Source organism: Microseira sp. BLCC-F43 (assembly GCF_041929235.1).
Lineage (GTDB): Bacteria > Cyanobacteriota > Cyanobacteriia > Cyanobacteriales > Aerosakkonemataceae > Microseira.
Genome location: NZ_JBHFNP010000353.1, coordinates 1 through 12,022, shown reverse-complemented (window position 1 = coordinate 12,022; position 12,022 = coordinate 1). Strand labels below are relative to the sequence as shown.

Genomic DNA, 12,022 nt, shown 5'->3' with positions numbered 1-12,022 from the left:
TGGGATGGGTGACGTGCGCTGTGGCGTATCGGAAAAAGAATTTTTAGGTTACTTAAATTATTACTTCAAAGACTGGGTTTATCCTCAGCAGCAGGTGATAGTACCAGGACAGGAACGACCTTTTGTAGTGGATTATTTGATTCGCGAACCAATAACAAATTTACACATTGATGTCGAACTTGATGAACCGATGGCTAGGGATGGTACGTTGATTCACTTTGCGGGGAAAGATGACTACCGAAATCGCTTTTTTGTAGAAGCAGGTTGGGTTGTAATTCGATTTTGTGAAGAGCAAGTTGTGAGTCAACCTCACCGCTGTTGCCGATTTATTGGTAATGTTTTGGCTCAGATAACGCAGCAATCGGCGATCGCACAACCCTTCGCTGATATTCCACCCATCACCCCAGTGCGGCAGTGGTCGAAAAGCCGTGCCAAGTCTTTAAGACGTCAAGGCTATCGACAAGGTTACTTGTCGCATTAATCGAGTATGTGCGTGTAAACATACAAGAGGACAATTTATGCTATAATATACTGCCAGAAATGACGATGATTTATTAATTATAAAATAGGCAAAATCAAATGGTATCTATTTCTATCCAACTACCAGAAACTGCATTTTCTGCTCTTCGCAAAAACCCCGATGAATTTGTTCAAGAGATGCAACACCAAGCTTGCCTTATTCCTCTTGCTGTAGCGGCTGCAACCAAGCCACTAAATCCGCAACTTCAGAAAAATCCAATAGTGCTTCTCCCAACGCTTCCAACTGCGCGATGGGCAATCCCCTTACCCGTTCAATCAGTGCTGGCTCAACATCACCCAACCGTCGATTGAGTTGACGGACAATCAAATTCACTTCTCTTTCTCGTTGCTGCTGCTGCTCCAACCAAGCCTCTAAATCTTCGATCTTAGAAACATCTAATAAATCTTCTATTAATTCCTCCAACTGCTTTCTAGATAACGCTTGAACCTTAGCAGTGATTCGTGTTTCTATCTCACCAAAACGACGCCGTAGCAATCGCACTGCTATTGTCAGAGCTTCTTGCTTTAACCCTTCCTGTAAGCCTTCTTGCTTTCCTTCTTGCTTTCCTTCTTGTCGAATACTTTGATAAATTACAGAACCCTGCATCATATCCTCCCGAAACAGTTGACGAATTACATCTTCTTCAAACCTTAAACCGGCTAGAACTCCAGCACAACTAGCGATGTTCTGCCTCCGATCTATATCCTCAATGCTAGCAACTTGTTGTGCAACTTCTTGTAACAACGCTTGGGGTGAGCTACTTTGAGTTAAAACTGCCAGAGGTAACAAGGCAGGATTAGCAAGAAATAGTGCAGAGTCTTGTTCCCACAAGCGCACCACTCGATAGCGATGAATTGTTGTCTCGTCTCGATATTCTTCAGTGAAAGCTACTTCATTGGTCGTTTCCTGCAAGAATATAACCACCTGCTCCACACTACATCCGTATTTGCGCTTCAGTCTAACTGAATAATCAAGCATTCGCAACGGCAGTGGCGGTTTAGAGACAGGTAAAGTTTGAAACTCTAGATGTAGAATTCGGTTAGCGGCTCTCAGGAGAGAGAGAATCAGCACGAATTGGCTCTACAATCAACTCTGTTTTGAGAACGCGGATTTCAGGGGGTTCAATCTCCAATCTCAGGTCGATCCGGCAAGGCTTTAAGCTGCTGGAAATAGTCCGATCCTTCTAACGGTTTACCAAACTTGCTTGTAAGAATGTGGAGGGCTTCTGGTTCAATAGTATTGGTGGCAAGTTGGAAAACAGTCAAACCCTTTTCTGTCTCTAACTGAGCTTCTTCTTTAGAAACTTCGACAAATTCAATGCCCCTCAATTCTAACCACTGTCGCACGACTTGCTCTTTATGGTTATCAACAGCAAGACCCATCACACCTAACACCTTGTCTTCAGATGAAGTAAATAACAGAGTAGGACGTTCTGTTAAAGACTTTAGCAGCTGGCAGGCAACGGTGTCTTGAGTTAATTTCTGGGTCTGGTTAAACGCTTGGCTTTCCTTTGTCCAATGTTCGGGATATTTAACCGTTTGGGGGTCAATTTTCAGGAAACTGACCGTGAAATTGCTCTTGAGGTTGCATTGCACAGACGTAGTTTGTTTAAATTTGAGCAGTCCTAAGTTTTCCAACGCCTCTCTCTCGTCCTTTTTGTGCAAGACGCCCAACAATTCACCGTCCAAGAATACGGCATCTCTGATTTTAGTTTGGGGAATTTCTAGAGAAAGCGATCGCAGTTGGGTATCGTCGAATTTTACCCCCTTGAAATCATCGAATTGGTTAAGTTTGTTGATTCTGATTGGCTTGCCATCGGGAAAAGACCCAATTAGAAAGTGTCCATCTTTTTCCGCAGCGCCGATTGATTTGAGCGTTAATTTCAGCGTTTGATTGCGATTGAGTTAGCCAGTTTCCTGGATAACTAGATTTGGTAATTGAATTTATACGGGACAATATTTATCAGTTAGTTGAGGCACTAGAAACGGCTGGCTTTTATTGCCCTCCGGGTGCGGTAGAAGATATTCAAGAGGGCAGAGGGAGGGTGTTGAGCGTCACTCACATGACTTTAGTATTGAATGCTGATATTGTGCTTAATTCCAATACTGAATTCGACCGATCTAAAATGGCAAGGCGACGATTAGAAGCGCTTGACTCGGCTGGTGTTGAACAGTTTTGGATTGCTTCTCCTGAAGATGTTATATTGGCAAAACTACTTTGGCGTCAACAGTCTCAGTCTCAAAAACAATGGACTGATGTTTTGGGAATTCTGAAAGTACAAGCTGAGCATTTGGAACGGGGTTACTTAACAGAATGGGCTGAACAATTGGGGTTGGTTGATGATTTGAATCTAGCTTTTATTGAAGCTGGGATTTGATGCGTTCACGAAGTGTGCGCGCCCTAGCGGATCGCGTGAGGGTAGCGGCGCTGATGCACTTATTGTGCGCGCCCTAGCGGATCGCGAAGTATGGCGATAGCCGTACCACTCTCAATTAGATTGACTTGGTGGGAGTGGGAGCGATTCCTGCGGACAGCTTCGCTAACGCATCTCGCATTCTTTGTAATGCACAATCCGGTTGTGGACTAGAAGACTTCGCACTTTTGAGGCTTGTTGAATCGGGCTTAATTGCACAATGGCATCTGAAGCGATATGAATTTTACGCACATCACTGTCAACCCCAACCAAATGGGGGTGTTCCCTGTATCAGGCGATCGCGGGACAGGCTGACAATATGCGATAAAAGAAAATAGGGATATCATATACTACATCATCCCAAATAAGACAACGAGGCTCAGTGTGAAGCGCATAGTCGAGTTTCCTTTAGAAAGCGGCGACTCCATTTTTGTGGAAGTGGACGAGCCAGCACCAACTGACGATCGCATCGGTCTTCGCGATGAACTCACTCAAAAGGCTCAACAAACTTTCGAGTCTGCCCTCGAAAAAGTCAAGCCCCTAACGAATGCGATTATGACCAAGGTGCGTAGTCTGAACGATCCAGCTGATGGAGTGGAGGTCAAATTTGGCATTAAGATGAGCGCTGAACTGGGGGCGGTTATTGCTTCTGGCAATGGCGAAGTCAACTATGAAATTACGCTGAAGTGGCAACGGAAGTCACAAAATGACAGCAGCACTTGAGTCATCGCTGGTCAGAATTTATTCAAATCGGGGAAGTGTTATTGGTGCTGGCTTCTTAGTTTCCCAAAAGCGCATCCTCACCTGCGCCCATGTGGTAGCCGATGCTTTGGGAATTGACAGAAAAACTGTCGAGATGCCCGATCAAAAAGTCAGCTTGGACTTCCCCATCCTAGCAGCGAAACAGTTGCTCACAGCTAGGGTGATTTTCTGGCGACCTGTTAATCCGGATGAGTTTGCAGAAGATATTGCGGGATTGGAGTTAGAGAATTCTGCCCCAGATGCTGCAAGACCTGCTCAATTGGTCACATCAGAGGAATTGTGGGGGCATCGTTTTCGAGTTTTGGGTTTTCCAGCAGGGCAGCACAATGGAGTTTGGGCTTCTGGCGAGTTACGCGGCAAATTAGCCAGTGGTTGGGTGCAGCTTGAAGATGTCAAACAAGGGGGTTATAGATTAGAGCCTGGTTTTAGTGGTGCGCCCATATGGGATGAACAGCTACAGGGTGTAGCAGGAATGGCAGTAGCAAATGAAACAAAACGACCGGAAACCAAAGCTGCCTTTATTATTCCCGCGAACGTACTAATTAAAGCTTGGCCTGAGTTGGGCGAACAAGCCATTCCCGCTTGTCCTTATCGGGGTTTATTAGCGTTTCGAGAGCAGGATGCTAAGTTCTTTTTTGGACGCGAAAAGTTCACACAACAGCTAGTGACTGTTGTGCAAAGACAGCAGTTAGTAGCAGTAATTGGCCCTTCAGGTAGTGGGAAGTCTTCAGTTGTATTTGCGGGACTGATTCCCAAATTGAGAGAAGAGGGAAATTGGCTGATTGAGTCTTTTCGTCCTCAGAGTGAACCTTTTTATGGACTTGCTTCGGCGTTGGTACGGTGGCTGAAGCCAGAACTGGATGAAATTCAGCAGCCTGGAAGAGCAAAAGAACTGATGGCGGACATAAAGCAGGGGTTGACGCTGCCCCAGGTGGTGGCAAGCATTCTGGAACGGTATCCCGGCAAACGGCTATTGTTGGTGGTTGACCAGTTTGAGGAACTTTATACCCTCTGCCGGGATATCCAGGCGCAACAGCAATTTGTGGATGCGTTGCTGGCTGCGGTTGAGTCAGCTTCTCGCACAGTTACGCTGGTGTTGACGCTACGGGCTGATTTTTATAGTTATGTGGTGAATTATCCGCCGTTGGGAGAAGCGTTAAACAAGTACCCGGCACAGAATCTCACGCTGATGAAAGCGGAGGAGATGCAGGCAGCAATTGAGCTTCCAGCGGAGAAAATGAACGTGAAACTGGAAGAGAAACTGACTGAGCGAATTCTCAATGATGTGAAGCAGGAACCGGGAAACCTGCCGTTGCTGGAGTTTGCGCTGACTCAACTGTGGGAAAAGCAGAGTCGGGGAATATTGACGCATCAGGCATACTCAGAGATTGGGGGAGTGGCAAAGGCACTGAGCAATCATGCAGAAGCGGTTTATGGCAAACTGAGTGTGGGAGAGCAGAAACAGGCACAACGGATTTTTTTAGAGTTAGTTCGTCTGGGGGAAGGGACGCAGGATTCCCGACGGATGGCGACTCGTGGGGAGGTGGGTGAGGAATGCTGGGAGTTGATTCGACGCAGAGATGGGTTAGCAGATGCGCGTTTGGTAGTGACGGGGCGCAATGAGGCAACTGGGGAAGAAACGGTTGAGGTTGTGCATGAAGCTTTGATTCGGGAATGGGATTTGTTACGTCAGTGGATTAATAAGAATCGTAAAAAGTTGATTCAAAAACGGGAAATTGAAGATGCTGCTAAGAGGTGGCGAGATAGGGGGAAGGCGAAGGATTATTTGCTTGTGGGGAAAGTGTTGGCTGAGGCGAGGGTATTTCAGAAGGAGGAAGGTGGAAATCTGAAGTTATCGGATTTGGCTAAAGTGTTTATTCGACAAAGTTTAGGACAAAGACGGAGTAATCGCATCAAGTTTGTTGGACTTGGTTTAATTGTTCCCCTCGGTTTAGCGGTATTTCTGGGAATTGTTGCTGAGAAAGAGATAAGAATAAGGCGACTGTGGAATACTGTCGATGCTGCGAAGGGAGAGGGAAAGGTCAATAGTTCAGCAAGAATCCTAGCACTTCAAGAATTGGTAAAACTTGGCGTCAGCCTGAACAATATTGACCTCAGGGGTGCCGACCTCAGCGAGGCCAACCTCAGGGGTGCCAACCTCAGCGGTGCCACCCTCACTGGTGCCAACCTCACTGGTGCCGACCTCACTGATGCCGACCTCACTGGTGCCGACCTCAGCCGTGCCAACCTCAGCGATGCCGATCTCAGCATTGCCAAACTCGGCGGTGCCAAACTCGGCGGTGCTGACCTTAGCAGTACCGACCTCAGCGATGCCAAACTCAGCGAAGCCCACCTTAGCGGTGCCAACCTCAGCGATGCCAGCCTCAGCAATGCCGACCTCAGCCGTGCCTACCTCAGCGGTGCTGATCTCACCGATGCCTACCTCAGCGGTGCTGACCTCCGCAGTGCTAACCTCATCCTTGCCGACCTCACCCGCGCCGACCTCAGCGGTGCCGACCTCAGCGGTGCTAACCTCAGCCCTGCCAACCTCAGCCGTGCCGACCTCAGCGATGCCGACCTCAGATGTGTTGAAGTTGACGGTAATCCCCACTGTACCAACTTTACAAATGCTAAAAACCTAACTCCCGAACAAGTTAAATCTGCTAAAAATTGGCAGCAAGCGGAATACGATGAAGAGTTTCGTAAAAAGCTAGGCTTGAAAGAGAAAGCGGGAAGATGAGGGAATCGTTTTTTCCAGTCCAAAGGTAACAGCAGCATCGGAGGTTTTTCAATGATGTCAGTCGGAATACAAACTCTTCTTGATAGAAGGTTGGGAGTTTCGCAACAAGCGATTAGTGAATTTTGTCAGCGTTGGCACATTATTGAATTTGCTGTATTTGGTTCTGTTTTGCGGTCAGATTTTCGTCCTGATAGTGATATTGATGTGTTAGTGACCTTTGCACCCGAAGCTAAACGAGGCTTGACTGAAACCCTACAAATGCAAGACGAATTGAAAGCAATGTTCGCCCGTGAAGTTGATTTTATCGTCAAGACAGCCATAGAAAAAAGCCAGAACTGGTTACGTCGCCAAAATATTTTAAATTCAGCACAAGTGATTTATGCCACGCGATAACGAATCCCTGATTGATATCGAAAGAGCAGTTACACGAATATTGCGTTACACCGACAATATAAGTCGGGCTGAACTGGAAGCTAATGATGAAAAAGTATCAGCCATTCTCTACCAGATCGCGGTTATTGGTGAAGCAACCAAACGGCTATCTCAGGAGTTTCGTCAGCAACATCCAGAAATTCCTTGGCGAGATATAGCAGGAATGCGAGATGTGTTGATTCATAAATACGACCAAGTTGATTTTGATGTGATATGGGATGTCGTACAAAGTAGGCTTCCTGAACTTCTAACTTTGCTTGAACCACTTCTCCCATCTCCAGAAAACTGATAATTCTAAGCTCAATCGAGAAGCTCAAGAAAAAATAATCCTGACACGCTCAACGTCGTGCCAGGATTGAGATAACAAAACTAGCAAATCACTCGAACTTTATAGCCAGAATTTTCCAAACAACTCTTAACTCCTTGCCAGGTTAAACCCGATTCCGGTTCCAAGGGAATTGTCAAGCTGCCAGTAAATCCACACTCGCCTTCCTGTTTAACCACGCAGAAATCAGCTTGTTTAAGAGTCTTGATGGCACGCTTTGAGAGATTCCCGACTACGTTAGCAGCTTTATGAGAAACCGTGACAGTAATCATGGGATTTTACCCAATTCTTCACGGCGTTTTGCTCGTCAGAGCCTCAAAAAAGATATTAATAACTAAGCGCAATTTTCAGAAAAAAACCAACAGGAACTACCTGTTGGTTGGGTTGATGCCGAGTTTTAGATTAGCTAGAATGGAATGCTGTCATATTGTGCGATCGCTTTACCGTTACTAACAGCAGGGACAGGCACAGGAGGACTGTCAACCGCAGAAGTCAGCGGCGATAAAGGAACGACAGGATTAACAGGAGTCGATGGAGAAGCGTCTTGTCCACCCACAAGAATTGTTCTTTCCACAATCAACAACATTCGATGATTCGGATTGGCATCGTTAGGCTTGAAAATGTTGAGGCGACCCGATACAACATGAATTGCACCCACTCCCGAATTATTGAGGGCAACGGCTGCTTCCCCATAAGACTGGAACGGAATTGGACGCACTTGGAATCCCCCTCGGTCGTAATACTTGAAAGAAGCTTCTCCAGAAACCATCAAAGTTCCATCAGTAGTATGGGAAGCTTGAAGGGAATCGATCCTGACTCTTAGTTGTGCGTTATTCATTGTATTTTACCTCTATCGGTTCAAAAACTCAAGCGCTTCAGCGCTAAAAAAATACTCCCTACACTCTGAGAAAGTGCAGGGATATTTTCAGGAGCTTGGTAATATTAGAAATCGTTTTGGGCAGTGTTAGCTGTTTGTTCTGCCTGGTGGTCAGAATTAGAGTGAGAGTTGGGGTTGGAGCCAAGCAACTCCAGATGGCTAACCCGAATCACAGGTTTAACTCGTTGCTGACCCGTGGTGAGGTCGATCCACTCATCTAGCTTGAGTTCACCTTGAATGCCAATTAAGCTACCTTTATCTGTGTAATTAGCAGCTTGAGACAAGCAATTGTCTGCTTTTTCTGTTGGTAACGAATGGCAGAACAGTACTTTGATAAAGCTTCGTGCAGTCATTCGCTTGCCTACACCGTCTATTCCAGCGGACAGGTAGGCGTTTGGTAGATTGTTCGTTGATATCGCTCTTTCCAGTAGCTTAATAGCTGTTGATTGACCGGCGATCGCATCAAAATATGGTTCAAAAGTAGCTTTCTCTGCTATCCCAGTTGTGTCTGTGGGGTCACCAGAGTCGGGAAAGAATTGTAAAATGCTCATTGGGTGCAAAGAGTAATAATTTGGCTGGTGAAGAGTGACTCAGTACCACCTTGTTTAGCTAGGATTTCCAACTGTAACAATTGGTACATAATTTGCTTTAATCTGCTAATGGAAATTGCGGCGACTTCTTGTTTTAGGTAGTAGACGCGGTTGGGATTTCCTACTCCTGCTGCTGTTGCGATCGCATGATTATCCGTTTCACCTTCTGCTACCATCGCTTTGACAGTCAGCCAAGTACGAAATAGAGTGGTGAGGGTAGTGATAATCTTGACAACAGGTTCGTTTTGATTTACAAGAGTGGTGAAGATCCGGGTGGTTGCGATCGCGTCTGATGTACAAATAGCACTAGCAAGTTGAAGCGTAGTAGTCGTGGTAATGCTAACCAAATCTTGGACGTGGTGAACTTCAATTTTCTCCCCGATTGCAACTAAACTCAACTTCTCCAATTCGTTGAATAGTAATCGGGTGTTGTTTCCCACTGCAAGGGCTAAAAGATTCGCTGCTGGTGTGGATATTGGGATGGATAGAAAAGACGCAGCATCTCTGACTCTATCAATTAACTTTTGGGTATCCCAAGCTGGGATAAGTTGAAACTCCTTGACTTGGGAGTATTTCATCAGCAGCTTTGTAGATTTGAGCCGATTGTCTGGCTTGGATTGTAAAGTTAGCAATAAATGATTGGTTGAAGGCAGATTTACCAAAGTGCGCTCTAGTTGAGAGAGCATGGAATCATTCATGGTTGCTAACAGGTTAAAATTAGGCAAAAGCACTAAGCGCGAGCCTGTTCCCATTGGCGGCGTTAGAATTTCATTCATTGCCGCGTTGAAGCTATCTGCAGTAGGAGGGTAGCTGGAGAAGTTGAATTTTTCCCAGTCTGGATGAACAACTTGCTTCCGTAATTTATTGATGTTGCGTTCAATTAGATAGTCGTCTTCACCCCAGTAGATGTAAGTTGGCATGGTAATCTTTTAGTCCCTGATAAATGGTGAAACAGGTATGGTTTTAATGACCCAAAACCAATAGTTTGGCTGAGTTTCTGGGTAGGTTTTCTGTAGTTGAGTGCCAAGTGCAGCCCTATATGTAGTGTTACTGGGCTGAGGATTGATGCCCGTCATCTGAGCTATTTCCTCTGATATTTGAGCTAATTTTTCCACGTCTATGCTGGCAATAATTAGTCTCACTGATGTGGGAAATGCCGATAATATTTCTCCGGTTTTACCCCACGGGCATTCCATTGGAAGATCGGCAATAGTCGGAAGGAGTAAGGGGACTCCATTAACCCTAAATTCTTTGGCTAACCAATCACCATCCAGAGGGGAATCTTTAGACAAACCTTGGGGCGGCGGTTCAACAGGACGAATTAGGAAACCAGGTGAGGATTGCAAGTAATTGACCTCAAATGTTTCAAGTTCGAGATCTGGCATTGATATGTGGAATTACAAAATTTGCAGTGTTTTTTGCGCGTCAGCGCTCACAACATAGAGAGTTTATTTTATTTTAATACATACGAATAATTATTATAAGTTAGCTATGAGCGCTGGATAATTAAAGGTTAATTTTGCTTGTAGGCCAGTTCACATAGTGAGATATTAAGCGCACTTAGCAACTGCTCGCAGAATAAATCTACTCCTTGCAGGTGATAAAGTTTAATTACAAGAGGTTCTCCACTTTTGAAATCAAATGCACATGCATAGGGCTTAGTACATAGAGTTTCGAGTTCTTCAGAAACTATCGTTTCACCGTGAATAAGTGCATTACGAACGAAGCTTACTATATCAATAGACTCAGCCCATGTTTCAACCGTAGTTTGTTTCCCGGTTGATGGGGTCTTAATACCTGCGGTATTACAAAATCCCTTTAACACTTGACCAAGCCCATCATAAATTTTTTTCCTTTGCCAATCATTAAGACGTTTTTGCCAAGCTGTTTTCCAAGCTTTGCATTTTAGAGAATCCGCTTCTGCTTCACGTTTTAGGCGGCGAAGTTCTCTAAACTCGTTTCCCTGAAGAAGTTGTTGTGGGTGATAGTTTAGATATGTACGGTATAAGGCAAAGATAACTTCCTCAAGGTTGGCATACAGGTCAATAATTCCGAATGCCGTCAACATTGGTATAGTTTTGCGATGTGCATCAGATGCAGTTAAACCATCCCATTCTGCAATTACACAAGGATTTATGTTTTGATCGTCATCAGGACGAAGGGAGGTTACAACAAACTTATGACGCATTGCCCATTCTGGAGCGGCATATTTTTCTGCTGCTATATGTAAACTATTGATTGACAGCGCCCAGCGAATATAAGTACTCCGAAGCTTTGCCCGCCAGTCACCGATTTGTTGAGTAACGTCTTCAATCCACTGTTTCTCTGGGCTATCAGCTTTGACAATAATGTTATCTATTGAGGGCAGAGGGCCAACATTTTCCGCCGGGATGGAGATGATGTTGTGGCCTACAAGATCAATATCTCCTCGAGAATTACTCATAAAGAAGCTACTAATAGATTACTTGATATCAACCAGTGGAAAGCGAACTAACTATAGTTGGAGCTGGGATGCATTCCTCCTTATCTTCGTCGCTTGGGGTTGGTTGTTAGTTAAATGAACTAGACCTGTGAAAGAAGATTTGGAAGGAGGCGTGGCGGAAGTTAACGAAGAACTGGAATCTGCCATCAAGACACCAAGGCTACTACTGGGTAATGACACTTCAACTTTCATCATACGCTCGCTACTGCCATCTTACAAGCTAAATTTAGCACATCCTCATCATCCAGCATATTCGCCAAAGCCAATTTCAAGGTTCCCGACAGAGGAGCGCCTAACGAGGAAGAATATCATCAAGGCGAAGTTGCAAGCTCTTTAGCAGAGGAGAAATAATCGCTTGACCGAGACGAAATTGTTGCTGGCTGTAATCTTCGTCAATCAGTTGACAAACAGTGAAAGTCGGTTGTTTCGGTTTACCGATAAAAGCCACTCCCCCCAAGCCACGATAATCAACAATCCAATACTCAGGGATTCCTAAAAGAGCATATTCTTCAACTTTTCGGGCGTAATCTGTTTCCCAGTTATTACTGACAACTTCTACCACCAATTTGATCGCTCTTCCCAGAGTAATCACAGCTTCTCTTTCCCATAAGGGTTCGCTGCTCTTAACGGTTTCATCTAACACAACAATATCGGGACGGCGGGCGGTAGCTGCGTCTGCGAAAGGACGAATTAAACAAGTGCGGGGAATGAACCAGGGGAGTTTTTCTTCCGTGATGGCGATGCCGATTTGAGTTGCCAGTTTACCCCCCACGGTTTCGTGAGGCCCGGTAGGTGACCTATCAACTAATTCTCCGTCAGCGAGTTCATAGCGGGGATTGTCACGATATTGCTCCAAAAATGTTTCAAAACTTAGGAGCTTT

The 12,022-nt window shown here is 45.3% G+C and carries 14 protein-coding genes and 1 pseudogene; 6 read left to right on the top strand and 9 right to left on the bottom strand.

Annotation, left to right across the window (positions count from 1 at the left end):
• Positions 1 to 481: pseudogene (locus ACE1CM_RS47020) on the top strand (hypothetical protein); the annotation flags it as partial.
• Positions 482 to 676: 195 nt separating this feature from the next.
• On the opposite strand, the gene ACE1CM_RS47015 reads toward ACE1CM_RS47020, so the two are convergent.
• Positions 677 to 1,591 carry a DUF4351 domain-containing protein gene (locus tag ACE1CM_RS47015; protein ID WP_374886526.1) on the bottom strand — a complete coding sequence of 305 codons (915 nt, stop codon included), beginning with the start codon at positions 1,589 to 1,591 and terminating at the stop codon, positions 677 to 679.
• A 50-nt stretch (positions 1,592 to 1,641) separates the two neighbouring features.
• Positions 1,642 to 2,208 (bottom strand): hypothetical protein, encoded by a 567-nt coding sequence (locus ACE1CM_RS47010; RefSeq protein WP_374886525.1) that lies wholly within the window; start codon positions 2,206 to 2,208, stop codon positions 1,642 to 1,644.
• A gap of 242 nt (positions 2,209 to 2,450) precedes the next feature.
• Here ACE1CM_RS47010 and ACE1CM_RS47005 point away from each other — a divergent pair, with 242 nt between their 5' ends.
• The 5 genes from ACE1CM_RS47005 (at position 2,451) to ACE1CM_RS46985 (ending at position 7,156) form a co-directional block, all read left to right on the top strand.
• On the top strand, positions 2,451 to 2,897 hold the full coding sequence (locus ACE1CM_RS47005) for a hypothetical protein (protein WP_374886524.1): 447 nt from the start codon (positions 2,451 to 2,453) through the stop codon (positions 2,895 to 2,897).
• A gap of 420 nt (positions 2,898 to 3,317) precedes the next feature.
• Entirely contained in the window at positions 3,318 to 3,656 is a 339-nt protein-coding gene (locus ACE1CM_RS47000) for a CU044_2847 family protein (protein ID WP_374886523.1), read from the top strand.
• Positions 3,640 to 6,435 (top strand): pentapeptide repeat-containing protein, encoded by a 2,796-nt coding sequence (locus ACE1CM_RS46995; RefSeq protein WP_374886522.1) that lies wholly within the window; start codon positions 3,640 to 3,642, stop codon positions 6,433 to 6,435. The genes ACE1CM_RS47000 and ACE1CM_RS46995 overlap by 17 nt, the downstream gene beginning before the upstream one ends.
• A gap of 51 nt (positions 6,436 to 6,486) precedes the next feature.
• Complete coding sequence (locus ACE1CM_RS46990) at positions 6,487 to 6,828, top strand: nucleotidyltransferase family protein (RefSeq protein WP_374886521.1); 342 nt, start codon at positions 6,487 to 6,489, stop codon at positions 6,826 to 6,828.
• On the top strand, positions 6,815 to 7,156 hold the full coding sequence (locus ACE1CM_RS46985; protein ID WP_374886520.1) for a DUF86 domain-containing protein: 342 nt from the start codon (positions 6,815 to 6,817) through the stop codon (positions 7,154 to 7,156). Before ACE1CM_RS46990 ends, ACE1CM_RS46985 begins: the two co-directional genes overlap by 14 nt.
• Before the next feature lie 80 nt (positions 7,157 to 7,236).
• Here ACE1CM_RS46985 and ACE1CM_RS46980 read toward each other — a convergent pair whose 3' ends face one another.
• The 7 genes from ACE1CM_RS46980 to ACE1CM_RS46950 all read right to left on the bottom strand — a co-directional run.
• Complete coding sequence (locus ACE1CM_RS46980; protein WP_374886519.1) at positions 7,237 to 7,464, bottom strand: hypothetical protein; 228 nt, start codon at positions 7,462 to 7,464, stop codon at positions 7,237 to 7,239.
• Positions 7,465 to 7,598: 134 nt separating this feature from the next.
• Entirely contained in the window at positions 7,599 to 8,030 is a 432-nt protein-coding gene (locus ACE1CM_RS46975; protein WP_374886518.1) for a hypothetical protein, read from the bottom strand.
• Between the two features lie 104 nt (positions 8,031 to 8,134).
• The gene (locus ACE1CM_RS46970) at positions 8,135 to 8,620 is read right to left on the bottom strand and encodes a hypothetical protein (protein ID WP_374886517.1); all 486 of its coding nucleotides are present in this window, start codon (positions 8,618 to 8,620) and stop codon (positions 8,135 to 8,137) included.
• A complete protein-coding gene (holA, locus tag ACE1CM_RS46965; RefSeq protein WP_374886516.1) occupies positions 8,617 to 9,579 on the bottom strand; it encodes a DNA polymerase III subunit delta in 963 nt (320 codons plus the stop codon). The genes ACE1CM_RS46970 and holA overlap by 4 nt, the downstream gene beginning before the upstream one ends.
• 9 nt (positions 9,580 to 9,588) lie before the next feature.
• On the bottom strand, positions 9,589 to 10,044 hold the full coding sequence (locus ACE1CM_RS46960; protein WP_374886515.1) for a hypothetical protein: 456 nt from the start codon (positions 10,042 to 10,044) through the stop codon (positions 9,589 to 9,591).
• A gap of 128 nt (positions 10,045 to 10,172) precedes the next feature.
• Positions 10,173 to 11,102 (bottom strand): hypothetical protein, encoded by a 930-nt coding sequence (locus ACE1CM_RS46955; protein WP_374886514.1) that lies wholly within the window; start codon positions 11,100 to 11,102, stop codon positions 10,173 to 10,175.
• 331 nt (positions 11,103 to 11,433) lie between these two features.
• Positions 11,434 to 12,022, bottom strand: a 589-nt coding sequence (locus ACE1CM_RS46950) for a Uma2 family endonuclease (protein ID WP_374886513.1), incomplete at its 5' end; no start/stop codon positions are given.

What these genes read in the sequence shown, in the direction of transcription:
- ACE1CM_RS46995 (WP_374886522.1), top strand. Translation starts at nt 3,640, where the DNA reads ATGACAGCAGCACTTGAGTCATCGCTGGTCAGAATTTATTCAAATCGG.
- ACE1CM_RS46990 (WP_374886521.1), top strand. Translation starts at nt 6,487, where the DNA reads ATGATGTCAGTCGGAATACAAACTCTTCTTGATAGAAGGTTGGGAGTT.
- ACE1CM_RS46985 (WP_374886520.1), top strand. Translation starts at nt 6,815, where the DNA reads ATGCCACGCGATAACGAATCCCTGATTGATATCGAAAGAGCAGTTACA.
- ACE1CM_RS46980 (WP_374886519.1), bottom strand. Translation starts at nt 7,464, where the DNA reads ATGATTACTGTCACGGTTTCTCATAAAGCTGCTAACGTAGTCGGGAAT.
- ACE1CM_RS46975 (WP_374886518.1), bottom strand. Translation starts at nt 8,030, where the DNA reads ATGAATAACGCACAACTAAGAGTCAGGATCGATTCCCTTCAAGCTTCC.
- ACE1CM_RS46970 (WP_374886517.1), bottom strand. Translation starts at nt 8,620, where the DNA reads ATGAGCATTTTACAATTCTTTCCCGACTCTGGTGACCCCACAGACACA.
- holA (WP_374886516.1), bottom strand. Translation starts at nt 9,579, where the DNA reads ATGCCAACTTACATCTACTGGGGTGAAGACGACTATCTAATTGAACGC.
- ACE1CM_RS46960 (WP_374886515.1), bottom strand. Translation starts at nt 10,044, where the DNA reads ATGCCAGATCTCGAACTTGAAACATTTGAGGTCAATTACTTGCAATCC.
- ACE1CM_RS46955 (WP_374886514.1), bottom strand. Translation starts at nt 11,102, where the DNA reads ATGAGTAATTCTCGAGGAGATATTGATCTTGTAGGCCACAACATCATC.